Source organism: Pseudomonas fluorescens (assembly GCF_030344995.1).
Classification (GTDB): domain Bacteria; phylum Pseudomonadota; class Gammaproteobacteria; order Pseudomonadales; family Pseudomonadaceae; genus Aquipseudomonas; species Aquipseudomonas fluorescens_BF.
On record NZ_CP128260.1, the window covers coordinates 1,464,805 to 1,488,350 of the forward strand.

The following is a 23,546-nucleotide window of genomic DNA, read 5'->3' on the forward strand; positions in this document are numbered from 1 at the left end:
GCGAACCTGCGGTTGTTTTCACGGCCGGCCTCGTGTCGGCCGTTTTATGGGGAGTTCACAGTGAAACCGGTCAAAGTAGGCATCTGTGGGTTAGGGACCGTCGGTGGCGGAACCTTCAACGTACTTCAGCGCAACGCCGAGGAAATTGCTCGTCGTGCCGGGCGTGGGATCGAAGTGGCACAAATTGCCATGCGCACGCCAAAGCCTCAGTTCCAGACGACCGGTATTGCGATTACCAACGATGTCTTCGAAGTGGCCACGAACCCTGAGATCGACATCGTCATAGAGCTGATGGGCGGCTACACCGTTGCCCGCGAGCTGGTACTCAAGGCCATCGAGAATGGCAAGCATGTGGTCACCGCGAACAAGGCTCTGATTGCCGTTCACGGTAATGAAATTTTCGCCAAGGCACGCGAGAAAGGCGTGATCGTGGCGTTCGAAGCGGCGGTCGCCGGCGGCATTCCGGTGATCAAGGCGATCCGTGAAGGCCTGTCCGCCAACCGTATCAACTGGGTCGCCGGGATCATCAACGGCACCGGCAACTTCATCCTCACCGAAATGCGCGAGAAGGGTCGCACCTTCGAAGACGTGCTGGCCGAGGCGCAAGCGCTGGGCTACGCCGAAGCCGATCCGACCTTCGACGTCGAGGGCATCGACGCCGCGCACAAGCTGACGATCCTGGCATCGATCGCATTCGGTATTCCGCTGCAGTTCGACAAGGCTTACACCGAAGGCATCACCAAGCTGACCACCGCCGACGTGAACTACGCCGAAGCGCTGGGCTACCGCATCAAGCACCTGGGCGTTGCACGCAGCACCGCCGCCGGTATCGAGCTGCGCGTACACCCGACTCTGATCCCGGCCGATCGTCTGATCGCCAACGTCAACGGTGTGATGAACGCGGTGATGGTCAACGGTGACGCTGCCGGTTCGACCCTGTTCTACGGCGCCGGCGCCGGCATGGAGCCGACGGCTTCGTCGGTGATCGCGGATCTGGTGGACGTGGTTCGCGCCATGACCTCCGACCCGGAAAACCGCGTGCCGCACCTGGCCTTCCAGCCGGACTCGCTGTCGGCCCATCCGATCCTGCCGATCGAAGCCTGCGAAAGCGCCTACTACCTGCGCATCCAGGCCAAGGACCATCCGGGCGTGCTCGCTCAGGTGGCGAGCATCCTCTCGGAGCGCGGCATCAACATCGAGTCGATCATGCAGAAGGAAGTCGAGGAACACGACGGCCTGGTGCCGATGATCCTGCTGACCCATCGCGTGCTGGAACAGCACATCAACGATGCGATCGCCGCCCTCGAAGCGCTGGCGGGCGTGGTCGGTCCGGTTGTGCGGATCCGCGTCGAGCACTTGAACTAAGCCGATCTCCTTCACCGGTCCCGCCAGCGGGGCCGGTGTCGTGAACACTGTCCATTGGAGTCAGTCATGCGTTACATCAGTACCCGCGGCCAGGCACCGGCCCTGAATTTCGAAGACGTCCTGCTGGCCGGTCTCGCCACCGACGGCGGTCTGTACGTCCCGGAAAACCTGCCACGTTTCACCCAGGAAGAAATCGCTTCCTGGGCCGGCCTGCCGTATCACGAGCTGGCATTCCGCGTCATGCGCCCGTTCGTCACCGGCAGCATTCCGGACGCCGATTTCAAAAAGATTCTTGAAGAAACCTACGGTGTGTTTGCCCACAACGCCGTTGCGCCGCTGCGTCAGCTGAACGGCAACGAATGGGTGCTGGAGCTGTTCCACGGCCCGACCCTGGCGTTCAAGGACTTCGCCCTGCAACTGCTCGGTCGCTTGCTCGACTACGTGCTGGAAAAGCGCGGCGAACGCGTCGTGATCGTCGGCGCCACCTCCGGTGACACCGGTTCGGCCGCCATCGAAGGCTGCAAACACTGCGAAAACGTCGACATCTTCATCCTGCACCCGCACAACCGTGTGTCCGAAGTGCAGCGTCGGCAGATGACCACCATCCTCGGTGAGAACATCCACAACATCGCCATTGAAGGCAACTTCGATGACTGCCAGGAAATGGTCAAGGCCAGCTTCGCCGACCAGAGCTTCCTCAAGGGCACCCGTCTGGTGGCAGTGAACTCGATCAACTGGGCGCGGATCATGGCCCAGATCGTTTACTACTTCCACGCAGCGCTGCAATTGGGCGGCCCGGCGCGTTCGGTGTCGTTCTCGGTGCCTACCGGCAACTTCGGCGACATCTTCGCCGGCTACCTGGCACGCAACATGGGCCTGCCGATCAACCAGTTGATCGTCGCCACCAACCGCAACGACATCCTGCACCGCTTCATGAGCGGCAACCAGTACGTCAAGGAAACCCTGCACGCCACGCTGTCGCCGTCGATGGACATCATGGTCTCGTCGAACTTCGAACGCCTGCTGTTCGACCTGCACGGTCGCAATGGCGCGGCGATTGCCGGGCTGATGGATTCGTTCAAGCAGGGCGGCGGTTTCAGCGTCGAACAGGAACGCTGGACCGAGGCACGCAAACTGTTCGACTCGCTGGCCGTGGACGATGCGCAAACCTGCGAAACCATCGCCGAAGTCTACGAGCAGACCGGTGAAGTGCTGGACCCACACACCGCCATCGGCGTGAAAGCCGCTCGCGAGTGCCGTCGCAGCCTGGACATCCCGATGGTGATTCTGGGCACGGCGCATCCGGTCAAGTTCCCGGACGCGGTGGAGAAAGCAGGTGTAGGAAAAGCTCTCGAACTACCTGCACATCTTTCTGATTTGTTTGAGAGAGAAGAGCGCTGCACGGTGCTGGCGAACGAGCTCAAAGCCGTGCAGGCCTTTGTCAGCCAGCATGGCAACCGCGGCAAGCCTCTTTAAGCCCGCAAAGCTGTCACATTTTGAAGCCCGTCTCCTGACGGGCTTTCTTGTTTTTGCATGCCACACTGCGCGCGTTTCGCCCATCAAGGACGGGCGAGTCGATGACGAAGGATGTGGCAATGCGGTTTTTTTCAGGATTGAAACCAGCCCTGTGCTGGTTGTTTTTATTGGGCTGCTTCGGGCTGTTGCCGTGGGCCGAAGCTGGCCATCTGGCGAAGCATTCCGTTGCGCTGGAGGCTGTTCAGCCCATTGAGCTGGATGAGCACGAGCGTCAGTGGATTCGAGATAACCCACGGGTGACCGTCGCCTCTGTGCAATACCCGTTGTATCTGTTTCAGGACGAGCATGGCCAGTGGAGCGGCCTGAACAACGATGTGCTCAAACACATCAGCGCCATGACCGGATTGCAGTTCGTCCACCAGGAATCGTTTTCTACAGACCACATGCTGGAACGGCTCCAGAGTGGTGTGGCCGACATCAGCACGACGTTGGCAATGAACGATGAGCGCAAGGGGTTTCTGGATTTCAGTCACGCGTTCGGCGGTGCCGGCTGGGTGTTCGTCGGGCATGCTGACGAGCCCGCGATACAGTCGCTTGCGGCGCTGGCCAAGAGAGTGCTGGTGCTGCCGGCCCGGCATGCGCTGGAGGACAGCATTCGACGCGACTACCCGTCGATCCAGATCCGATCGGTCAAGACGTATGCCGAGGCACGGGCACTGGTCGAGAGTGGCGAGGCCTACGCCACCATCGAAAACGAGATCGGCGCTCAGCTGTTTCCCTCCGGCCTGCTCAAGGTCGGAGGTCTCGTGGAGGGCAAGTGGGAGGCCGATCATCTGGCGGTCCGCAAAGGGCTGCCTGAGCTGGTGAGCATCCTCAACAAGGCATTGGGCGCGTTCTCGGCGGCCGAACTGCGTGCCATGCGCCTGAAGTGGCTGGACGGAGTCTCACCTGCGCCGGCCCCGTCGTTCCGCGCTCGGCTGATCGAGTGGGGATGCTGGGGGATGGGTGGGCTTGGGGTGTTAGGCCTGCTTTCGCTGCTATGGAATCGTCGACTCGCTACCGAAATAAAACAGCGCAGAGAGGCTGAAAAGGGCCTGGGCGATCAACTGGCCTTTCAACATGCATTGATCGATGCGATGCCTGACCCCGTGTTCGTGCGCGATCTGCAGGGCCGTTTGATCATGTGCAACCGCAGTTATGAAGATGCGCTGTCGGTCCGTCAGGAGCAGGTGCAGGGGCGGATGCTGTTCGAGTTCGACGCACTTCCGCAGGCTACGGCACTGATGCTGCATGACGAATTCATGGCGCAGCTCGGTACACGTAAGACGCGCTTCAGCAAACGGCAGCTGATGTTCAAGACCGGGCCTCGTCAGATCTATCAGTGGACGGTGCCGTTTTACAGTGCCGATGGAAAACTGCGTGGGTTGCTCGGCGGCTGGACAGACATCACCGCGCGACGGAAAGAGAACGGGTGTCGATGTCTGCATTAAAGATGGGAAAAGTCCTATAAACCGCGATTCCTTTTCTGATGGGAGGCTTAGGACGACTGCCCTAGAGTGACAGGCCACTGCGGCGTGAATCCGCGATTGTCGCTCCAGAGGTCGTCCCATGCGCTCGCTCAAGATCCTGATTCTAGAACCCAATCCGTTCCAGCTGATGGCGTTGCATCAGATGCTCAACGCCATCGGTATCTACGATGTTCTGACCGCGCCGTCGCTGGGTTCGGCCAAGCGTTCGCTGGAGCGTCGCGGAGCTGTCGACATCACGCTGTGCAATCCACGATTGCAGAACGGTGACGGCTTGGCGCTGATCCGGCATCTGGCCGACCGGCAGGGCGCGCGGGCGCTGATCCTGCTGGGCACCGTGGTCCCCAGCCTGCTGGAGGAACTGGAAACCTTGCTGGGCGAGCACGGGATCACCTTGCTGGGCCGCCTGCACACGCCGGTTTCGGCGGTGTTGATGAGAAGCCTGCTGGACACCTACATGACGATCCCCCGGCATTCCGTCGACGCTTGAACCCTATGGTTATTTTTCTGTCATCTTCACCCTGCATGCTCCGATAGGCCGGTGACGCTCCGGGAGAGGCCGGTAACAAGCAGAACTTTCCTCTCGGGCCGGTGGTCATTTACTGTGAACACGCCCCAGACACTGTGTTTTCGGACTATTGAGTGGAGATCGAGATGGAAAGTATCAGTCTATTGCTCGGTGAGGCTCTGAGCCCGTATCAGGTGACGTTGACCCCTCGGGGTCGCCACGGCGAATGCCTGGTGACCTTGAAGAACGGCAACGGCGCGATCGTGGTGGAGCGCGAATTCAATCAGGCGCAATTGAGCGACAAGCGCCAGCTGACGGATGTAGTCGACGGGCTGCACCGTGACATCCTGATTGCCGAAGGCCGGCTGGAACCCTGTGTGATCGCCGCGTTGCGAAACGCAGCCCTCGACAAGCACCCGACCCTCTGAAACTGATTTTTCTTTTGTGGGAACCTTCCTGCACCCAGGTCAGTCAGACCCCGTAACAGCAGGATCAAGCATTGTGCTCCGGTGCTTGTCGCTTGCTGCTACGGGTCTTTGATACAGACCACGTTTAACCCCGAGTCGTCTCCCCACTTCTCGGGGTTTCTTTTTGCCCGGATTTCACTGTGCGGCTTGTTGCTCGAAGAAAATCCGCGCCTGTTCCAGATAGTCCTGGCGCCTCTCGGGGTCGAGCCAATCGGCGTAGAGCTGGTCGAGATGTTCGTGGGGCAGGGTGCGCAACAGCTGATTGATCTCCGTGATCGCCTGTCGACCCGCCGTGGTGTCGGTGCAACCGACATGGCCTGATAGATACTTGCCCGTGCCGCGAATCGGAAAGAACAGCAACTCGTCCTCGGCGATCTCGGCCTGCCGCGCCTGATAACGGATTTCCGGCCAGTAACCCAGCACCACCTGCAAACGCCCCAGACGCTGCATCGACAGCAGGCTGCTGAGCGCATCGTTGCCATAATGTGGCGTCAGCGCGCCGCTCGGTGCCTGATGCAGCAATGTGTCGATGTACTCGCCGTAACTGCGTTCCGCGACCACCCCGACTTTTCGCTCGCCGTTGGCCAGAAATGCCGACAGATCGACTTCGCCCTCGACCAGAAAGGGCTCCAGCACCTCACGATCTCTCTGACGCACCACCAAACCATTGCTGACCGCGCGAAACGCGGGGATGGAGAAGGCGATCCATTGTGCCCGCTCCTTGTTCCAGATCAGCGACGGATCGCAGGCGAATGGATGTTCATGGAGCATTTGAATGCCACGGGCACGATTGACCCGCATCAAGGTGTGTTCGTATTGCGGCATGCCGGCAATCAGCATCGGCATCAATTGATCGATAACGCCTTGGCCTTTTTTCGGGCCTTCGAAGATCGTCAGCGGCGGCAGGTCGCGCAGCAGCCAGATCAACGTCGGTTTGGCCTGCGCCCACGCCGGCAGCACCAGCAGAAATAGCAGGCCAAACAACCGCCACGTCCACCAATGATGGGCGCGGTTCGAGGCCGAGGGCATCAGGCGCTTCAGCTCAGATGGCTCCGTCTTCGCGCAGCCGGGCGATCTGCTTCTCGTCGTAGCCAAGATCGTGGAGTACCTGCGCATTGTGTTCACCGAGCTGCGGTCCGACCCATTCGGACGTGCCGGGTGTATCAGAGAGTTTCGGCACGATGCCCGGCATCTTGAAGGGTTTGCCGTCCGGCAGTTTGGCGTGCAGGAACATTTCCCGGGCCAGGTACTGCGGATCGTTGAACATATCTTCGGCGCTGAAGATCCGGCTGGCCGGCACTTCGGCCTGGTTCAGCAGATCCAGCACGGTTTGCAGCGGCAGCGAATTGACCCAGCGGTCGATCACCCCATACAACTCGTCACGGCGGCTGTCGCGTCCGTCATTGCTGGCCAGCGTCGGGTCATTGGCCAGATCTTCACGGCCGATGATCAGCATGAAGCGCTTGAAGATCGCATCGCCGTTGGCGCCGATCTGCACGTGTTTGCCGTCGGCGCTGGTGTGGATGGAGGAGGGCGTGATGCCCGGCATGATGTTGCCGCTGCGCTCACGAATGAAGCCGAACACATCGAACTCCGGCACCATGCTTTCCATCATGGCGAAGATTGCTTCGTACAGCGCCACATCGACCACCTGGCCGAGGCCGCCGTTGACCTCGCGATGACGCAAAGCCATCAACGCGCCGATCACGCCCCACAGGGCGGCAATCGAGTCGCCGATGGAAATCCCGGTGCGTACCGGCGGGCGGTCTTCGAAACCGGTGATGTAGCGCAGGCCGCCCATGGACTCGCCGACCGCACCGAAACCTGGCTGATCCTTCATCGGCCCGGTCTGGCCGAAACCGGACAGGCGCACCATCACCAGTTTCGGGTTCAGCGCATGCAGGTTTTCCCAGCTCAAGCCGAGTTTTTCCAGCACGCCGGGGCGGAAGTTCTCGATCAGGATGTCGGCTTCACCCAGCAGTTTTTTCAGGATCGCCAGGCCGTCGGGGTGTTTCAGGTTCAGGGTCAGTGACTTTTTGTTGCGTGCCTGGACGAACCACCACAGCGACGTGCCTTCGTACAACTTGCGCCATTTGCGCAGCGGATCACCGCCGTCCGGCGACTCGATCTTGATCACTTCGGCGCCGAACTCGCCGCAGATGCGCGAGGCAAACGGCCCGGCAATCAAAGTACCCAATTCAATGACTTTCAGACCGCTGAGCGGTTTGTTGGCGAACGGCATGCGAGATCCTGTAGGACAAGGCTGAGCAGATACAGCGTTTTAACATAGCCGGCTGTCAGTCGCGCAAGGTTGATCGCCATCAATTCGTGGATTGCCTACAGCATCGGTTAGACTTGCCAACTTTCCTCGTATCAAGAAGCCCGTTCATGGCCCAGCCGTCCACTACCTACAAATTCGAACTGAACCTCACCGATCTCGACCGCAGCGTCTACGAGAACGTGAAGCAGACCATCGCCCGTCACCCTTCGGAAACCGAAGAACGCATGACCGTGCGCCTGTTGGCCTACGCGCTCTGGTACAACGAGCAACTGTCGTTCGGTCGTGGTCTGTCGGACGTGGATGAACCTGCGCTGTGGGAAAAGAGCCTGGATGACCGTGTCCTGCACTGGATCGAAGTCGGCCAGCCAGACGCGGATCGTCTGACCTGGTGCTCCCGTCGCACCGAGCGCACCAGCCTGCTGGCCTATGGCAGCCTGCGCGTCTGGGAAGGCAAGGTGATCCCGGCGATCAAAAACCTGAAGAACGTCAACATCGCCGCTGTTCCGCAAGAAGTGCTGGAAACCCTGGCCAAGGACATGCCCCGCGTCATCAAGTGGGACGTGATGATCAGCGAAGGGACGATCTTCGTCACCGATGATCGCGGCCAGCACGAAGTCCAGCTCACCTGGCTGCAAGGCGAGCGCGGTTAAGTCCGCGCTACTCCCGAAAAATCCCACGTATTCAAGAGAAGCTTCTGTCACCCCATGCGTATCGATCCTCGCCCGTTGCCCGCCACTCTGCCGTTTCTCGGTGAACTGCCACCCCTGCTGACCCGCCTGTACGCGGCACGGGGCGTGCAGTCCGAGGCGGAGCTGGACAAGAGCCTGGCGCGACTGATTCCGTTCCAGCAGCTCAAAGGGATCGATGCGGCGGTGGACCTGCTGGTGACGGCGCTGGAGCAGCGTCAGCGGATCCTGATCGTCGGCGACTTCGACGCCGACGGCGCGACGGCCAGCACCGTGGGCGTGCTCGGTTTGCGCCTATTGGGCGCGGCGCACGTCGACTATCTGGTGCCGAACCGCTTCGAATACGGCTACGGCCTGACCCCGGAAATCGTCGAAGTCGCGATGACCCGCGAGCCGCAACTGTTGATCACCGTCGACAACGGTATTTCCAGCGTTGAAGGTGTAGCGGCCGCGAAACGTCACGGCCTGAAGGTTTTGATTACCGACCACCACTTGCCCGGCGATGAACTGCCGCAGGCCGATGCGCTAGTCAATCCGAACCAGCCCGGCTGCGAGTTTCCGAGCAAGGCGCTGGCTGGTGTCGGGGTGATTTTCTATGTGTTGATGGCGTTGCGCGCGCGCCTGCGCAGCCTCGGCTGGTACGAGAGCAAGCCACAACCGAACATCGGCGAACTGCTGGATCTGGTGGCGCTGGGCAGCGTTGCCGACGTGGTGCCGCTGGATGCCAACAACCGGATTCTGGTGCACCAGGGCCTGGAACGAATTCGCGCCGGACGTGCGCGGCCGGGGATCAAGGCGATCCTTGAAGTGGCCAAGCGTGAAGCTTCGCGCATTACCTCTACCGACCTCGGTTTCATCGTCGGCCCGCGTCTGAACGCGGCGGGGCGTCTGGATGACATGAGCCTGGGCATCGAGTGTCTGCTGACCCACGACGCTGCGCTGGCCCGTGAAATGGCCGCGCAACTGGACGGCATGAACCAGGATCGAAAATCCATCGAGCAAGGCATGCAGCGCGAAGCGCTGGCCCAGCTCAAGGACTTGCCGGTCGAGTCGATGCCGTTCGGTCTTTGCCTGTTCGATCCGGAATGGCACCAGGGTGTCATCGGTATTCTGGCGTCGCGGATGAAGGAGCGGTATTTCCGCCCGACCATTGCGTTCGCCGATGCTGGCGACGGTTTGCTCAAGGGCTCGGGGCGCTCGGTGCAGGGTTTCCATATCCGTGATGCGCTGAGCGTGGTCGCGGCGCAACATCCGGATCTGATCGCCAAGTACGGCGGCCACGCGATGGCGGCCGGTCTGACCTTGCCGCAGGAGAATTTTCCGTTGTTCGCCGAGGCATTTGACGCCGAGGTGCGTAGGCAACTTCGCGAAGAAGATCTGACCGGGCGCCTGCTGTCGGATGGCACACTGGCGGTCGAGGAGTTTCATCTGGAACTGGCTCGGGCCTTGCGCCACGCCGGGCCGTGGGGCCAGCACTTTCCGGAGCCGCTGTTTCACGGCGTGTTCCAGTTGGTCGAGCAGCGAGTGGTCGGCGAGCGGCATCTGAAAGTGGTGTTGAAAACCGAATGCGGCTCGGTGAAGCTCGATGGCATCGCGTTCGGGATCGATCGCGATATCTGGCCGAACCCGACGATCAAATGGGTTGAACTGGCCTACAAACTCGATCTCAACGAGTTTCGTGGCAATGAAACCGTGCAACTGATGATCGCCCACATCGAACCGCGCTAAAGGTCGTTGCGCCCCTTGCTCAAGGGGCGCAGGCATCTTCAATTGTGCTGTTTCATTTCTGAACCCTCCCTCATCCCCGGATGTCGACTAGGCTCTAAGCACTGCTTGATTGGCCTTGTGACGTCTTGTCGAATTTTTTGCCCGCGGGGGCGGGTGCTGCACCTTTTTCCTGTCACTCGTCGACTTTTCAAACAGAACCCTGGAGCCTGCCCACTGATTTGAGAGGTGCCCCATGAGTCTGCTGCTTGAACCCTTTACCCTTCGCCAACTGACCCTGTCCAACCGCATCGCCGTGTCGCCCATGTGCCAGTATTCCAGCGTCGATGGCCTGGCCAACGACTGGCATCTGGTGCACCTCGGCAGCCGTGCCGTGGGGGGCGCTGGCCTGGTATTTACCGAAGCCACGGCGATCACGGCCGACGGGCGGATCACCGCCGAAGACCTGGGCCTGTGGAACGACGAACAGATCGCACCGTTGCAACGCATCACCCGTTTCATCAACGCGCAGGGCGCAGTGGCCGGCATCCAACTGGCCCACGCCGGGCGCAAGGCCAGCACCCATCGGCCGTGGATCGGCAAACATGGCAGCGTCAAACCGGATGACGGCGGCTGGACGCCGGTCGGGCCTTCGCCGATTGCCTTTGACCCGCAACACACCCAACCCAAACAACTTGATGAGAGCCAGATCGCCCAGGTCATTCAGGACTTCGTGGCCGCAGCCAAGCGTGCGCTGACCGCCGGTTTCAGTGTGGTCGAGGTGCATGCGGCGCATGGTTATCTGCTGCACCAGTTTCTTTCGCCATTGAGTAACCAGCGCCGTGACCAGTACGGCGGATCGTTCGAAAACCGCATTCGTCTCGTGCTGCAAGTGACCGAGGCCGTGCGCGCGGTGTGGCCGGAAGAACTGCCGGTTTTCGTACGCCTGTCGGCTACCGATTGGGTCGAAGATGGCTGGAACCCGGATGAAACCGTGGAGCTGGCGCGACGCCTGAAAGCCTTGGGGGCTGATCTGATCGACGTGTCATCGGGTGGCACGGCAGTCAACGCTGAAATCCCCGTGGGGCCGGGTTATCAGACGCGCTTCGCCGAACGGGTGCGCAAGGAGTCAGGCATCGCCACCGGCACCGTGGGAATGATTACCGAGCCTGCGCAAGCCGAGCACATCCTGAGAACCTGTCAGGCCGACATCATCTTCCTCGCCCGTGAGCTGCTGCGTGATCCTTACTGGCCGCTGCATGCCGACGATGATCTGGGCGGACGCAAAGCGGTATGGCCGGCGCAGTATCAACGTGCGACCCATCGGGATCAGCCAATTCACGAGTCTGATCTGCGGGATTGATTCCGACCGGTCGCAAAGCCTATAAAACCCGCCATTGAACCGGCGGGTTTTTTCTTGCCTGTCGTTTGGAATCGCAAAGGAATGGACCGCGATGTTGATCGAACGTGAGCTGACTGAATCCGACTTGCCATTGTTGGCGCTGATCGACCGCAGTGAACTGGTCGAGGAATGCTATCGCGTGGAAAACGGTGAGTTGATTCTTTATCCGGCGCGTTTCGACATGCGCGGCTGGCCCGAAGGGGAAGCGGAGGAGAATGCGCGGGTATTGGAAAAATGCTGGCGCAGCGGCGGATGGCTACACGGGCTTTTCGATGGAGATGTATTGGTGGCGGCGGTGGTTGTGGATAACCGGGTTATTCACAATCAGGGGCTGAACATGCGGCAGTTGAAATTCCTGCACATCAGCCGCGCTTACCGTGGACAGGGGATGGGCGGGCGCTTGTTTGCCTTGGCTTGCGAGCATGGCCGGGAAGTCGGCGCCGAGGCGTTGTACGTCTCGGCAACCGAATCACGCAATACCGTGGAGTTCTACCAGCGTCAGGGGTGCCGGTTGCTGGCACAACCGGATCCTGAGTTGATTGATCAAGAGCCCAAAGACATTCATCTTTATTGCCCACTGACCTGACGCAGTACCTTCAATTTCCGATGTTGAATATTCTGATGCTTTCGCGAGCAAGCCCGCTCCCACCCTGGCTTTGTGTCGGTCACAAACTGTGTGATCGAACCAGATCCAATGTGGGAGCGGGCTTGCTCGCGAAGAGGCCCGCGCAGGCGGCTCAAAACATCATGGATACTTGCGCTTGTCCGGCGCCGGCGGGAAGTACTGGTACAACCAGGTTTCGCTCAGCGTGCGGTCGTTGGTGCGGATGAACAGGCGCAGCTCCACGGGATCGACGCTGTCGTTGGTCGGGTACCAGTCGAACAGGATCCGGTAACCCTTGATGTCATCCAGCACCAGCACGCTGAAGTCCTGCACCTTGCCGTTGGAGCAAGTGACCACCGGTTCGATCCCGGTGCCCTGCGGCAGGCGATCCAGACCCCCACCGGTAAAGTCCACAGCGAAACGACGGGCCCAGACGGGCGGGTAATGCTCGCCCGGTGCCCAGCCTTCGACGAATCCACCCATGCCCGAACGGGTCGCATGCACCCGCGCCAGCGGCGTACCGACCGGCGGCAGTGCGCTCCAGTAGAGCTTATAGCCGTAGTTCAGCGAGTCGCCGGCAGCCACCGGTTTCTTCGGTGTCCAGAACGCAACGATGTTGTCGAGGGTTTCGCCGGTTGTAGGAATTTCCAGCAGATCGATGGAGCCTTCGCCCCACGCGGTTGTAGGTTCCACCCACAGGCTCGGGCGCTTGCTGTACCAGTCGACGGTATCCTGATAGTTGGCGAATTCGTGGTCGGTCTGCACCAGACCGAAACCTTTCGGATCGGTGTCGGCGAAGGCATTGAATTGCAAGGTTGCCGGGTTGTTCAGCGGGCGGCAGATCCACTCACCGTTGCCGCGCCACATGGCCAGACGATCCGAGTCGTGGATTTGCGGGTGAATGGTGTCGCACATCCGGCGCTCGTGGGTGCCGCAACTGAACATGCTGGTCATCGGCGCGATGCCCAGTTGTTCGATGGCGGTGCGGGCATTGATGTGGGCGTCGACTTCCATCACCACGCGCTCGGCCTGGCAATCGATGTCGAAGCGATAGGCCCCGGTCGCACTCGGCGAGTCGAGCAGGGCGTAGACCACGAAGCGGGTCGCGTTCTGATCCGGAGTTTCGAACCAGAACTTGGTGAAGTCAGGGAATTCTTCGCGTTTCTTGGCGTAGGTGTCGACGGCCAGGCCACGGGCGGAGAGGCCATATTGGCCAGTCGCATCCACTGCGCGGAAGTAGCTGGCGCCGAGGAACGACACCACGTCATGGCGATCCAGCTCCGGTGCCTTGAACAGCTTGAAGCCGGCAAAACCCAGGTCGCCCTTGAGCTGCTGGGTGTCGACCGAGGTGTTTTCATAGTTGAACAGTTGAGGGCGGAAATGCACCTCGCGGGCCGTGCGGGACTTGGGATCGACGCTGTACATGCGCACTGGTTGGCGGAAGCCCATGCCGACGTGGAAAAACTGCACATCGAGCTGACCCTTGTTTTCCTTCCACAGCGAATGCTCGCCGTCGTAGCGGATCGCGTTGAAATTCTGCGGGGTCATGGTCGCCAGGGTCGGCGGTAGCACCTGCTTGGTGTCCTGATACGCGCTGCCGGCCAGTTGCTTGGCCTGGCGCTTCAGCGTTTCGAAGTCGAAGGCCTGAGCTTCACCGTCGGCGGCACCGCCAGAGGCGGCCCAGGCGCGTGCGGCGAGCAGGCCGGAGGCGGAAAGTCCGGTATAAGCCGCAATGGCCATGGACGCTTTGAGCAAATTCCTGCGGTGCATAGATACAACCTGTCGTGGACAATCCCGCGCCGTTCCTGGCACGTACTGGATCAGAAATTACGGTTCGGACAAGCCTTCGGCCAAACGCTACGGACTAGTAACAGATGCCCGCTAGCTTAATCCGTTCGCTGATTTTGCAAAATTCATTGATAGCACGGCGACAGCGTCTCAATGAAACAAGACGTTACGGTTACTTATCCCACAGCCTTTTCTGATTTATAGGGCATATCTGCTTTTTTCGACTAATTACTCTAAAAACAGCTTTTCAGCGCCGATTTAATTTCTATTCTATGGGCATCGCCGGTCACGACCCATCCGACCAGCAGGGCTCAAATCGCTGCTTAAAGGAGCAGGGCGATGCGGTTTTCGAAAATTTCTGACGTACTGGAAAAGGACATCGTCCATGACAAAAGGACAAGGCATCACCGAAATGTTGGGCATCTTTCCCTGCCTCACCAACGTCCGGCGAAGACGCCGGCTCAGTCCTGATGAACTGAAACTGGTGGAGCGTTACCGGGAGTTGTCGGAGAGCGACCGGATTGCGATGCGGTATCTGGTGGATGCGATGAGGAGTGTTTCGCGGTTTTGAAGTGAAAAACCAAAGGGGCGGACTGTGAAGTCCGCCCCTTTTTCATTCTTGAGGTTTACCGGGGACGCTGTGCCTGCATCAACTCAGGCATATCCCGCCATTTCACCCAGGCCTGTTGTTGCCAGTGCAGCAGCGGCACGGTGACGCCGGCCCAATGCACCGAGCTCAGGCTCGGGCAGTTTTCCGCTGTTGCTGAGCTGGTTTCCCGCAGGATGGGGATCACCTCATTGCTCAGCCATTGGCGAAGGTTGCGGTTTTCCGGGATGAAATGGTGAACCAGCAGCGCATACATGCCGGATTCGCTGACTATTGGCGTCTCGACAACTTTGCCGTACTTGCTCAGTCGGACGGTGCGGCGTTGGTCGGGGTCGAGTTTGAGCGTGACGCGTGAGTTCAAGGGATGGCCCATCATGCGGCCGAGATCCTGAGCGCAGAACCAGGCTTGGTGATCGAGTAGGAGAGCGTGGAGGAAGCGGTTGTGGCGGGTGAAAACCGTAGGGATAAAGTGCGTCTGGGTCTCAGGTGAATTTTGCGCGTGCATAGTCAATTTCTACTCCATGTTGAAATGAGAGCCGCCACTAATCCTTCGACAGATTTGGGTGGCGAACCGCGCGGCGTTCGAAGTCGGAACATTCTCGATCAACATGGAAGCCGAGAGGCCCGCGCCACGCGGTCCGCCATAACGCGAATCCGAAAGGCAAAAAAGCCTCGGTTTCTATGGAGGACGCAGTTGCGCCATGTTGATGATGTACCGGCTTCGACCCCGGGCCGCTGATTGGGCAGCGACGGGATAAAGCCTATCGGTCAGGCGCTAGCGGCGCCAAGTCTACGCTGTGGACGCGTGGCGTAGGAAATGTGGCTTTCTTTTGAAGCCTGCATCTGTAGGAAATGTCTGTTTTTGTATGGCCGCCAGCCAGACTGCACCTGAAGCGTGATTTTTCCTTTATGAATCTCCGGCATCCTCCGGGGTGGGCGGCAGCTCAAAGGATTCTTCCGAAGGTGGGGAAGATCTACGTAGCGGCGCTAACCTGGAAGTGAACTCAATGACGACTGTATTTATTGCTGGCTCTATCAATATCAAGAACCTTGATCCGAAGGTTAAGGAGCGTATCAGTAATATCGTTGCGTCTGAATTTGAGGTGGTCGTGGGTGATGCGGGTGGCGCCGATACCTCCATTCAGGAATATCTGCTGAGTCTCGAACGATCCAGAACCACTGTGTTCTGTAGCGGTCCAGCGCCGCGGAACAACCTCGGACAGTGGCCCGCCAGAACAGTGGACTCCAAACACTCCAAAGGATCGAGGGCCTTCTTTACCGAGAAAGACGTGGTGATGGCCGAAGCCGCTGACTACGGCTTGATGATATGGGATGCGAAGAGCACCGGTACGCTCAGCAACGTCATAGAACTGCTGTCGAGAAAGAAGAAGTCCCTTGTCTTCGTCAACAAGGAGAAGGAATTCAAAGTGGTGGGAGACGTGAGTCAGCTCGAAGAGTTGATTGCATTCATGTCTGACCACGCCAAGCAAAAAGCCAACGAAAAAATCAAATTGTTCGATCGTATTTCCTCGTTGAAATACGATCAGTCCGAGCTTTTCTTTTGATGATTTGCATCGGCTTTCTTGAGCCCCGGCACTCTATCGGTGCCGGGGCCAAACGCTTTTAGCGACTCACTTTCCAGGCATCCCCAGCCGGCGCCTTCCCATGGTCATACGGCTTGCCAATCCACATGTAAACCAGCCCCAGACCAATCACGATCGCCGTGCTCAGCACCATCGCGTAGTTGATGTACCACGCCGCATCCGGCGTGCGTGGCCAGGCCATGTTGATGATTGCGCCGAGGCCGTAGACCAGCGCGCCGATGTTCACCGGCCAGCCCCAGGCGCCGAGGGTGAATTTTCCGCTGGGTTTCCAGCCTTTGCTGCGGGCGTACAGGGCGGCCAGCACGATCATCTGGAATGCGAGGTAGATGCCGATGGCGGCGAAGCTGACGATGGTCGCTACAGCGTCTTGCAGGAAGAAGCCGAGGGCGATGATCAGGCCGGGCAGGACGCCGGACACAAACAGCGCAGCAACCGGCACCTGGGTCGTAGGAGAAATCTTTTTCAGCAGTCGGCTGCCGATGACCATTTCATCGCGAGCGTAGGAATACAGCAGACGACTCGCCGCCGCCTGCAGGCTGATGACGCAGGAGATGAAGGAAATCATTACCACGCCCATCACCACTTTCGAACCGACCGGGCCGAAGGCGTTGTTGAGGATGGTGGTGACCGGGTCCTTGTCGGTGCCATTGATCACCGCTTGCATGTCAGGCACGGCGAGGATCAATGCGAGGCAAGCGAACATCGCTGCGATGCCGCCGATGTAGATGGTCATGCGCATGGCCACCGGGATTTTCTTGCTCGGGTTCGGGGTTTCTTCGGCCACATCGCCACAGGCCTCGAAGCCGTAGTAGAGGAACATCCCGGCCAGCGAAGCGGTGAGGAATGCCGGTAGATAGGAGCCGTCGACGCTGATATCGAAAGTGTTGAACAGCACGCTGATCGGCTGGTGACGTTCGAAAATCAGCAGGTAAACGCCGACGATCACCGCGCCCACCAGTTCGCAGAGGAAGCCGAACATGGCGATCCGCGCCAGCACTTTGGTGCCGCTGAGGTTGACCAGTGTGGCGAACAGCGTCAGCACCAGGGCGATGACGATGTTGGTGTTGTTGCTTGGCTCAAAGCCCAGCATGGCCGCGAGGTACGGGCCGGCGCCGACCGCCACGGCGGCGATGGTCACGCACAGGGCGATGGAGTAGATCCAGCCGACCATCCATGCCCATTTTTTGCCCACCAGACGCCGCGCCCAAGGATAAACACCGCCGGAAATCGGGAACTGCGAAACCACTTCGCCGAAGATCAGGCACACCAGTAATTGCCCGCAGCCGACCAGCAAGTAAGCCCAGAACATTGGTGGCCCGCCAGCGGCCAGACACAGGCCGAACAGGGTATAAACCCCTACGACCGGTGACAGATAAGTGAAGCCCAGCGCGAAGTTTTCCCACAGGCTCATGCTGCGGTTGAAGTTGGAGGTGTAGCCCAGCTGGCGCAGTTGTTCGGTATCGCTGTCGGCAACGGCGGCTGAGAGATCGGGTGATGCACTCATGTGTGTTTGCTCCGTGAAATCGGCAGATTTCGGATGGCCGAAACCGTGGCGGGGCTTGGTGAGCGCCGCCCGGATCGGTAGTTATTGTTTTGAATGCCTGGTGATGCGGATGACCGGTTTCTGCCTTGAAGCCGGGGGGAATGCTTTTAGTGCTTGAACATCACATGCCGAACCGTGGTGTAGTCCTCCAGCCCGTACATCGACATGTCCTTGCCGTAACCGGACAGTTTCTGACCGCCATGGGGCATTTCGCTGACAAGCATGAAGTGCGTATTCACCCAGGTGCAGCCGTACTGCAACCGTGCGGACAGGCGATGGGCGCGTCCTACATCCGCCGTCCACACCGAGGACGCCAGGCCGTAGTCCGAATCGTTGGCCCACTCCAGCGCCTGAGCCTCATCAGTGAATTTGGTCACCGACACCACCGGCCCGAACACTTCGCGACGGACGATTTCGTCATCCTGCTGGGCGTCGGCCAGCACCGTCGGTTCGAAGAAAAAGCCATTGCCGTCCACAGCCTTGCCGCCGGTGATCAAGCGGATGTGCGATTGCGCGACAGCGCGTTCGACAAACCCGGCCACGCGGTCGCGATGCTGGGCGGTGATCAGCGGCCCGAGTTCGGTCGACGGATCATCCTGCAAGCCGTACTTGATGCTACTGACCGCAGCGCCAAGCTTCTCGACGAACTTGTCGTAGATGCCTTGCTGCGCGTAGATCCGGCACGCTGCGGTGCAGTCCTGGCCGGCGTTGTAGAAGCCGAAGGTGCGAATGCCTTCGACGGCGGCATCGATGTCGGCGTCGTCGAAGATGATCACCGGGGCCTTGCCACCCAGTTCCATGTGCATGCGTTTGACGCTGTCGGCGGTGCTGGAAATGATGTTCGAACCGGTGGCGATGGAACCGGTCAGCGATACCATGCGCACTTTCGGATGGGTCACCAGCGGACTGCCCACGCTCGGCCCACGACCGAACACCAGATTGAGCACACCGGCCGGGAAAATATCCGACGCCAGTTCGGCCAGACGCAACGCGGTCAGCGGGGTTTGTTCCGACGGTTTGAGCACCACGGTATTACCGGCGGCGAGGGCCGGGGCGATTTTCCAGGCGACCATCATCAGCGGGTAGTTCCACGGCGCGATGGACGCGATCACGCCCACCGGGTCGCGGCGGATCATCGAAGTGTGGCCGGGCAGATATTCGCCGCCGGCAGAACCGCTCATGCAACGGCTGGCGCCGGCGAAGAAACGGAACACGTCGGCAATCGCCGGAATCTCGTCGTTCAGTGCGGCGTTGAAGGGTTTGCCGCAGTTGTCCGATTCCAGTTTGGCCAGCTCTTCGCCGTGGGCTTCGATGGCGTCGGCGAGTTTGAGCAGCAGCAGCGAACGGTCTTTCGGCGTGGTCTGCGACCATTCGGCGAAGGCACTGTCGGCGGCGCGCACGGCGGCATCGACCTGGGCTTCGGTGGCTTCGTTGATTTCCACCAGTACTTCGCCGCGCGCCGGGTTGAGCACCGGTTGCGCCGGGCCTTCGCCGTTGACCAGGTGGCCGTTGATCAAGAGTTTGGTTTGCATTTGATTGTCCTCTTCGAAGCAATTGTTATTTTTCTGAAGAAACCGGGTTCCATTGTGGGAGCGGGCTTGCTCGCGAAAGCAGCGGATCAGCCGACATCAATGCTGAATTTGATTGCCTCTTCGCGAGCAAGCCCGCTCCCACATTTCGATCCGGTTTCTTCAGTTATTCGGTTATTTGCCGCCGCTGCCGGCCACGCTCTCGCCACCCCGGGTCAGGTAGTAGGCGCCGAGGATCGGCAGCATGGTCACCAGCATCACGAGCATCGCCACGACGTTGGTCACCGGCACGTCCCGTGGGCGGCTCAACTGGTTGAGCAACCACAACGGCAAGGTGCGTTCATGGCCAGCGGTGAAGGTGGTGACGATGATTTCATCGAACGACAGCGCAAACGCGAGCATGCCGCCGGCGAGCAACGCCGAGCCGAGGTTCGGCAGGATGATGTAGCGAAAGGTCTGCCAGCCGTCGGCGCCGAGGTCCATCGACGCCTCGATCAGACTGTGCGAAGTGCGGCGCAAACGGGCGATGACGTTGTTGTAGACGATCACCACACAGAAGGTCGCGTGGCCGACGATGATGGTGAACATCCCCGGCTCGATCCCCAGGGTCTTGAAGGTCGCCAGCAGCGCGATCCCGGTGATGATCCCCGGCAGTGCAATCGGCAGGATCAGCATCAGCGAAATGCCCTGTTTGCCGAAGAAGTCCCGGCGGTACAACGCCGCTGAAGCCAGCGTACCGAGCACCATCGCGATCAGCGTGGCAATGGCCGCGATCTGCAACGACAGTTTGATCGCTTCCAGCACATCCGGTCGGGAAAACGCCACGCTGAACCAGTGCAACGTGAAGCCTTTCGGTGGAAAACTGAACGCCGCGTCTTCGGTGTTGAAGGCGTAGAGGAAGATGATCAGGATCGGGAAGTGCAGAAACACCAACCCGCCCCAGGCTGCGATTTTCAGGCCTATGGAGGCATGCCCTTGTGATGAAGAGTCAGAGTGCATCGAAGGCCCCCAGTCGTTTGACGATGGACAGGTAAATGGCGATCAGCACGATCGGCACCAGCGTGAACGCCGCAGCCATTGGCATGTTGCCGATCGCGCCTTGCTGCGCGTAAACCATGCTGCCGACGAAGTAGCCCGGCGGGCCCACCAGTTGCGGCACGATGAAGTCGCCCAGGGTCAGCGAAAACGTGAAGATCGAACCGGCAGCAATCCCCGGAACCGACAGCGGCAGAATCACCTGCATGAAGGTCTGGCGCGGCTTGGCCCCGAGGTCGGCGGAGGCTTGCAGCAACGAAGGCGGCAGGCGCTCCAGCGAGGCCTGGATCGGCAGGATCATGAACGGCAGCCAGATGTAGACGAACACCATGAACCGGCCCAGATGCGAGGTCGACAAGGTGCTGCCGCCGACCCCGGGAATCCCCAGAATGAACTGCAGAACCGGCTCCAGCCCCAGGTGCTGAACGAACCACTGCGCCACGCCGCCCTTGGCCAGCAACAACGTCCAGGCGTAGGCCTTGACGATGTAGCTGGCCCACATCGGCATCATCACCGCGATGTAGAAAAACGCCTTGGTCTTGCCGGTGGTGTAGCGCGCCATGTAGTAGGCAATCGGGAACGCGACGATGGCGCTGGCGATCGACACCACGACCGCCATGCTCAAGGTGCGCAGGATGATGTCGAAGTTCGACGGCTGAAACAGTGCGGCGAAATTGGCCAGGGTCAGGTCCGGTGTAACCGCCATGGTGAAGTCGTCGAAGGTGTAGAAACCTTGCCACAACAACACGAGCAACGAGCCCAGATAGATCGCGCCGAACCACAGCAGCGGCGGCACCAGCAGCATCGACAGATACAGATTCGGCTTGCGATAGAGCAGGTTGGAAAACCTGCGCAACGGCGCCGATTGAGGGAGGGCGAGGGCGGTCATGTCACACCCCGCTCGCAACGGTGTCGTGCAGCGGAATCATCGCTTCCCGCGCCCAGCGTGCGCTGATGCGCTGACCGGTCTGGTGCTGCGCGCTGCTGTCGATCCACTGATTGTTGGCCTGGCTGATGCTCAGGGTCTGGCCGTTTTCCAGCTTCAGTTCATAGCGCGTGGCGCTGCCCTGGTACTGGATGTCGTGGAGCAGGCCGCTGACTTCGATTTCATGGCTGGCCAGCGGGCCTTCGGCGAAGCGCACGTGCTCCGGGCGGATCGAAAACGGCTGCGGATGGCCGCTGAGCTGGCGTGCCAGATCACCGCGAATCACGTTCGAAGTGCCGACGAATTCGGCGACGAAGGTGGTGGTGGGTTTCATGTACAGATTGCGCGGGGTGTCGACCTGTTCGATGCGACCCTTGTTGAACACGGCCACGCGGTCGGACATCGACAGCGCTTCGGTCTGGTCGTGGGTGACGAAGATGAAAGTGATGCCGAGCTGGCGTTGCAGCTTCTTCAGTTCGCTCTGCATTTGTTCGCGCAGCTTAAGATCGAGGGCACCCAACGGCTCGTCGAGCAACAGCACTCGCGGGCGATTGACCAGTGCGCGGGCGAGGGCGACACGTTGGCGCTGACCGCCGGACAACTGCACCGGTTTACGTGCGCCGTAACCGCCGAGGGCGACCATGTCCAACGCCTCTTCGGCGCGTTTGTGGCGCTCGGCTTTGCTCACGCCTTTGACCTTCAGACCGTAGGCGACGTTGTCCAGCACGTTCATGTGCGGGAACAACGCGTAATCCTGAAACACCGTGTTTACGTCGCGTTGATAAGGCGGCAGACCGGCGGCTTCGGCGCCGTGAATGCGGATCGAGCCGGCGCTCGGTTGTTCGAACCCGGCGATCAGGCGCAGGCACGTGGTCTTGCCCGAACCGGAGGGGCCGAGCATGGAAAAGAACTCGCCGTCCTGGATATCGATGGAAACCCGGTCAACGGCCTTCACCTCGCCGAACTGCCGGGAAACGTTGGTGAACTGGACTGCAAGCGTCATGATGCGGTGCTCCAAAAAGGCGAGGGCCGTCGCAGCGGCCCTGCCTGGACTTCTGAAAAAACTGGATCGTTTGGCGGTGTATGCGATGGTTTTTGGCTGACTCATCTGGTCGATACGCCGCGATCTGCTTTTAGCTCCCTCTCCCTCCGGGAGAGGGCGGGGGGTGAGGGCAGCTATTTCAGCCATTGCTCCAATTTCAAAAGCAAAGTCAAAAGCTACCCCCTCACCCCAGCCCTCTCCCCCAGGGGGGCGAGGGGGGAAAGGGGGTAGACCGCGTCGTTCCGGAGTGCTACCTACCGCCCATAATCGCAATGTAGTCCTGCGTCCACCGGCTATAAGGCACAAACTTCCCACCCTCAGCCTGCGGTGTTTTCCAGAAAGCGATCTTGTCGAACTGATCGAACCCGTTGGTCTTGCAGCCTTCAGCGCCGAGCAACTCACTGCCCTGGCAAGCCGCCGGAACCGCCGGCAACGAACCGAACCACGCCGCCACGTCACCCTGGACTTTCGGCTGCAGCGACCAGTCCATCCACTTGTAGGCGCAGTTCGGGTGCTTGGCCTCGGCGTGCAGCATGGTGGTGTCGGCCCAACCGGTGGCGCCTTCTTTCGGCACGGTCGAAGCGATCGGCTGTTTGTCGTTGATCAGGCCGTTGACCTGATACGGCCAGGCGCTGGATGCGACCACGCCTTCGTTCTTGAAGTCGCTCATCTGCACGGTCGTGTCGTGCCAGTAGCGGTGGATCAGCTTCTGCTGGGCGCGCAACAGTTCCAGCACGGCTTTGTACTGATCTTCGGTGAGCTGGTACGGATCCTTGATCCCCAGTTCAGGCTTGGTGGATTTCAGATAGAGCGCCGCGTCGGCAATGTAGATCGGGCCGTCATAGGCCTGCACGCGGCCCTTGTTCGGCTTGCCGTCCGGCAGGTTCTGTTCCTCGAAGACCACGTTCCAGCTGGTCGGCGCGGTCTTGAACACATTGGTGTTGTACATCAACACGTTCGGGCCCCACTGGTACGGGGTGCCGTAGGTTTGTTTATTGACGACGTACCACGGCGCGTCTTTCAGGCGCGGGTCGAGGGATTTCCAGTTCGGGATCAACGCAGTGTTGATCGGTTGTACACGCTTGCCGACGATCAACCGCAGCGAGGCATCGCCCGACGCCGTCACCAGGTCGTAACCGCCCTTGGCCATCAGGCTGACCATTTCGTCGGAGGTGGCGGCGGTTTTCACATTCACCTTGCAGCCGGTTTCCTTCTCGAAACCGGTCACCCAGTCGTAGGCTTTATCGCTTTCACCGCGTTCGATGTAGCCGGGCCAGGCGACGATATCCAGCTGGCCTTCGCCGGCGCCGATGGCTTTCAGCGGCTCGGCGGCCTGCAGGCTGGCGCTGGCCAGCAGGGCCATGGTGATTGCACTGAGCAGTGCGGTCTTGTGCACGAACATGGTGAACCCTCTTCTTTAAATTATGGTCGGGGCAGTTGTGAACGCGGTGAAG

General features: G+C 60.1%; 21 protein-coding genes. 11 read left to right on the top strand and 10 right to left on the bottom strand.

Annotated elements, in window-relative coordinates:
- The first annotated feature begins 60 nt into the window (after positions 1-60).
- The 5 genes from QR290_RS06505 (at position 61) to QR290_RS06525 (ending at position 5,303) form a co-directional block, all read left to right on the top strand.
- A complete protein-coding gene (locus QR290_RS06505) occupies positions 61-1,365 on the top strand; it encodes a homoserine dehydrogenase (RefSeq protein WP_018926703.1) in 1,305 nt (434 codons plus the stop codon).
- Positions 1,366-1,431: 66 nt separating this feature from the next.
- Positions 1,432-2,841: a threonine synthase gene (gene thrC, locus QR290_RS06510; RefSeq protein ID WP_007954636.1), complete on the top strand. Its 1,410-nt coding sequence runs from the start codon at positions 1,432-1,434 to the stop codon at positions 2,839-2,841.
- Positions 2,842-2,960: 119 nt separating this feature from the next.
- Positions 2,961-4,331 (top strand): transporter substrate-binding domain-containing protein, encoded by a 1,371-nt coding sequence (locus tag QR290_RS06515; protein WP_115076662.1) that lies wholly within the window; start codon positions 2,961-2,963, stop codon positions 4,329-4,331.
- Positions 4,332-4,449: 118 nt separating this feature from the next.
- Positions 4,450-4,857, top strand: a complete 408-nt coding sequence (locus tag QR290_RS06520) for a response regulator (protein ID WP_115076663.1) — start codon at positions 4,450-4,452, stop codon at positions 4,855-4,857.
- 164 nt (positions 4,858-5,021) lie between these two features.
- Positions 5,022-5,303: a DUF3509 domain-containing protein gene (locus QR290_RS06525; RefSeq protein ID WP_085697275.1), complete on the top strand. Its 282-nt coding sequence runs from the start codon at positions 5,022-5,024 to the stop codon at positions 5,301-5,303.
- Positions 5,304-5,477: 174 nt separating this feature from the next.
- On the opposite strand, the gene QR290_RS06530 is transcribed toward QR290_RS06525, so the two are convergent.
- Together QR290_RS06530 and QR290_RS06535 are read right to left on the bottom strand one after the other, a co-directional pair.
- Entirely contained in the window at positions 5,478-6,371 is an 894-nt protein-coding gene (locus QR290_RS06530; RefSeq protein ID WP_240321673.1) for a TIGR02285 family protein, read from the bottom strand.
- Between the two features lie 13 nt (positions 6,372-6,384).
- The gene (locus QR290_RS06535) at positions 6,385-7,584 is read right to left on the bottom strand and encodes a CaiB/BaiF CoA transferase family protein (RefSeq protein WP_115076664.1); all 1,200 of its coding nucleotides are present in this window, start codon (positions 7,582-7,584) and stop codon (positions 6,385-6,387) included.
- A 146-nt stretch (positions 7,585-7,730) separates the two neighbouring features.
- Here QR290_RS06535 and QR290_RS06540 point away from each other — a divergent pair, with 146 nt between their 5' ends.
- The 4 genes from QR290_RS06540 (at position 7,731) to QR290_RS06555 (ending at position 12,001) form a co-directional block, all read left to right on the top strand.
- Entirely contained in the window at positions 7,731-8,273 is a 543-nt protein-coding gene (locus tag QR290_RS06540; RefSeq protein ID WP_011332624.1) for a YaeQ family protein, read from the top strand.
- Positions 8,274-8,327: 54 nt separating this feature from the next.
- Positions 8,328-10,037, top strand: coding sequence for a single-stranded-DNA-specific exonuclease RecJ (recJ, locus tag QR290_RS06545; RefSeq protein ID WP_007954648.1), 1,710 nt, complete (start codon positions 8,328-8,330; stop codon positions 10,035-10,037).
- A 232-nt stretch (positions 10,038-10,269) separates the two neighbouring features.
- Positions 10,270-11,376 (top strand): NADH:flavin oxidoreductase/NADH oxidase, encoded by a 1,107-nt coding sequence (locus tag QR290_RS06550; protein ID WP_085609151.1) that lies wholly within the window; start codon positions 10,270-10,272, stop codon positions 11,374-11,376.
- A gap of 91 nt (positions 11,377-11,467) precedes the next feature.
- The gene (locus QR290_RS06555; RefSeq protein WP_115076666.1) at positions 11,468-12,001 is read left to right on the top strand and encodes a GNAT family N-acetyltransferase; all 534 of its coding nucleotides are present in this window, start codon (positions 11,468-11,470) and stop codon (positions 11,999-12,001) included.
- Positions 12,002-12,160: 159 nt separating this feature from the next.
- On the opposite strand, the gene QR290_RS06560 is transcribed toward QR290_RS06555, so the two are convergent.
- A complete protein-coding gene (locus tag QR290_RS06560; protein ID WP_265812220.1) occupies positions 12,161-13,789 on the bottom strand; it encodes a glucan biosynthesis protein D in 1,629 nt (542 codons plus the stop codon).
- 403 nt (positions 13,790-14,192) lie between these two features.
- Here QR290_RS06560 and QR290_RS06565 point away from each other — a divergent pair, with 403 nt between their 5' ends.
- Complete coding sequence (locus tag QR290_RS06565; RefSeq protein WP_007954656.1) at positions 14,193-14,378, top strand: hypothetical protein; 186 nt, start codon at positions 14,193-14,195, stop codon at positions 14,376-14,378.
- Between the two features lie 55 nt (positions 14,379-14,433).
- Here QR290_RS06565 and QR290_RS06570 read toward each other — a convergent pair whose 3' ends face one another.
- Positions 14,434-14,919, bottom strand: a complete 486-nt coding sequence (locus tag QR290_RS06570) for a BRO-N domain-containing protein (RefSeq protein ID WP_289205271.1) — start codon at positions 14,917-14,919, stop codon at positions 14,434-14,436.
- 502 nt (positions 14,920-15,421) lie between these two features.
- On the opposite strand from QR290_RS06570, the gene QR290_RS06575 reads away from it, so the two are divergent.
- A complete protein-coding gene (locus QR290_RS06575) occupies positions 15,422-15,979 on the top strand; it encodes a hypothetical protein (RefSeq protein ID WP_115076669.1) in 558 nt (185 codons plus the stop codon).
- Positions 15,980-16,037: 58 nt separating this feature from the next.
- Here the strand turns inward: QR290_RS06575 and QR290_RS06580 are convergent, their stop codons facing one another.
- From QR290_RS06580 to ydcS, 6 genes are all read right to left on the bottom strand, one after another.
- Positions 16,038-17,522, bottom strand: coding sequence for an APC family permease (locus QR290_RS06580; RefSeq protein WP_289204572.1), 1,485 nt, complete (start codon positions 17,520-17,522; stop codon positions 16,038-16,040).
- Positions 17,523-17,668: 146 nt separating this feature from the next.
- Entirely contained in the window at positions 17,669-19,093 is a 1,425-nt protein-coding gene (locus tag QR290_RS06585; RefSeq protein WP_289204573.1) for a gamma-aminobutyraldehyde dehydrogenase, read from the bottom strand.
- 171 nt (positions 19,094-19,264) lie between these two features.
- Complete coding sequence (locus QR290_RS06590; protein WP_085688847.1) at positions 19,265-20,089, bottom strand: ABC transporter permease; 825 nt, start codon at positions 20,087-20,089, stop codon at positions 19,265-19,267.
- Positions 20,079-21,014: an ABC transporter permease gene (locus tag QR290_RS06595; protein WP_007954664.1), complete on the bottom strand. Its 936-nt coding sequence runs from the start codon at positions 21,012-21,014 to the stop codon at positions 20,079-20,081. The genes QR290_RS06590 and QR290_RS06595 overlap by 11 nt, the downstream gene beginning before the upstream one ends.
- A 1-nt stretch (position 21,015) precedes the next feature.
- Positions 21,016-22,053 carry an ABC transporter ATP-binding protein gene (locus QR290_RS06600; RefSeq protein WP_289204574.1) on the bottom strand — a complete coding sequence of 346 codons (1,038 nt, stop codon included), beginning with the start codon at positions 22,051-22,053 and terminating at the stop codon, positions 21,016-21,018.
- Between the two features lie 289 nt (positions 22,054-22,342).
- The gene (gene ydcS / locus QR290_RS06605) at positions 22,343-23,494 is read right to left on the bottom strand and encodes a putative ABC transporter substrate-binding protein YdcS (RefSeq protein ID WP_115076673.1); all 1,152 of its coding nucleotides are present in this window, start codon (positions 23,492-23,494) and stop codon (positions 22,343-22,345) included.
- Positions 23,495-23,546: the final 52 nt, after the last annotated feature.

Coding starts and splice junctions, on each gene's coding strand:
- thrC (WP_007954636.1), top strand. CDS start 1,432: ATGCGTTACATCAGTACCCGCGGCCAGGCACCGGCCCTGAATTTCGAA.
- QR290_RS06515 (WP_115076662.1), top strand. CDS start 2,961: ATGCGGTTTTTTTCAGGATTGAAACCAGCCCTGTGCTGGTTGTTTTTA.
- QR290_RS06520 (WP_115076663.1), top strand. CDS start 4,450: ATGCGCTCGCTCAAGATCCTGATTCTAGAACCCAATCCGTTCCAGCTG.
- QR290_RS06525 (WP_085697275.1), top strand. CDS start 5,022: ATGGAAAGTATCAGTCTATTGCTCGGTGAGGCTCTGAGCCCGTATCAG.
- QR290_RS06530 (WP_240321673.1), bottom strand. CDS start 6,371: ATGCCCTCGGCCTCGAACCGCGCCCATCATTGGTGGACGTGGCGGTTG.
- QR290_RS06535 (WP_115076664.1), bottom strand. CDS start 7,584: ATGCCGTTCGCCAACAAACCGCTCAGCGGTCTGAAAGTCATTGAATTG.
- QR290_RS06540 (WP_011332624.1), top strand. CDS start 7,731: ATGGCCCAGCCGTCCACTACCTACAAATTCGAACTGAACCTCACCGAT.
- recJ (WP_007954648.1), top strand. CDS start 8,328: ATGCGTATCGATCCTCGCCCGTTGCCCGCCACTCTGCCGTTTCTCGGT.
- QR290_RS06550 (WP_085609151.1), top strand. CDS start 10,270: ATGAGTCTGCTGCTTGAACCCTTTACCCTTCGCCAACTGACCCTGTCC.
- QR290_RS06555 (WP_115076666.1), top strand. CDS start 11,468: ATGTTGATCGAACGTGAGCTGACTGAATCCGACTTGCCATTGTTGGCG.
- QR290_RS06560 (WP_265812220.1), bottom strand. CDS start 13,789: ATGCACCGCAGGAATTTGCTCAAAGCGTCCATGGCCATTGCGGCTTAT.
- QR290_RS06565 (WP_007954656.1), top strand. CDS start 14,193: ATGACAAAAGGACAAGGCATCACCGAAATGTTGGGCATCTTTCCCTGC.
- QR290_RS06570 (WP_289205271.1), bottom strand. CDS start 14,919: ATGCACGCGCAAAATTCACCTGAGACCCAGACGCACTTTATCCCTACG.
- QR290_RS06575 (WP_115076669.1), top strand. CDS start 15,422: ATGACGACTGTATTTATTGCTGGCTCTATCAATATCAAGAACCTTGAT.
- QR290_RS06580 (WP_289204572.1), bottom strand. CDS start 17,522: ATGAGTGCATCACCCGATCTCTCAGCCGCCGTTGCCGACAGCGATACC.
- QR290_RS06585 (WP_289204573.1), bottom strand. CDS start 19,093: ATGCAAACCAAACTCTTGATCAACGGCCACCTGGTCAACGGCGAAGGC.
- QR290_RS06590 (WP_085688847.1), bottom strand. CDS start 20,089: ATGCACTCTGACTCTTCATCACAAGGGCATGCCTCCATAGGCCTGAAA.
- QR290_RS06595 (WP_007954664.1), bottom strand. CDS start 21,014: ATGACCGCCCTCGCCCTCCCTCAATCGGCGCCGTTGCGCAGGTTTTCC.
- QR290_RS06600 (WP_289204574.1), bottom strand. CDS start 22,053: ATGACGCTTGCAGTCCAGTTCACCAACGTTTCCCGGCAGTTCGGCGAG.
- ydcS (WP_115076673.1), bottom strand. CDS start 23,494: ATGTTCGTGCACAAGACCGCACTGCTCAGTGCAATCACCATGGCCCTG.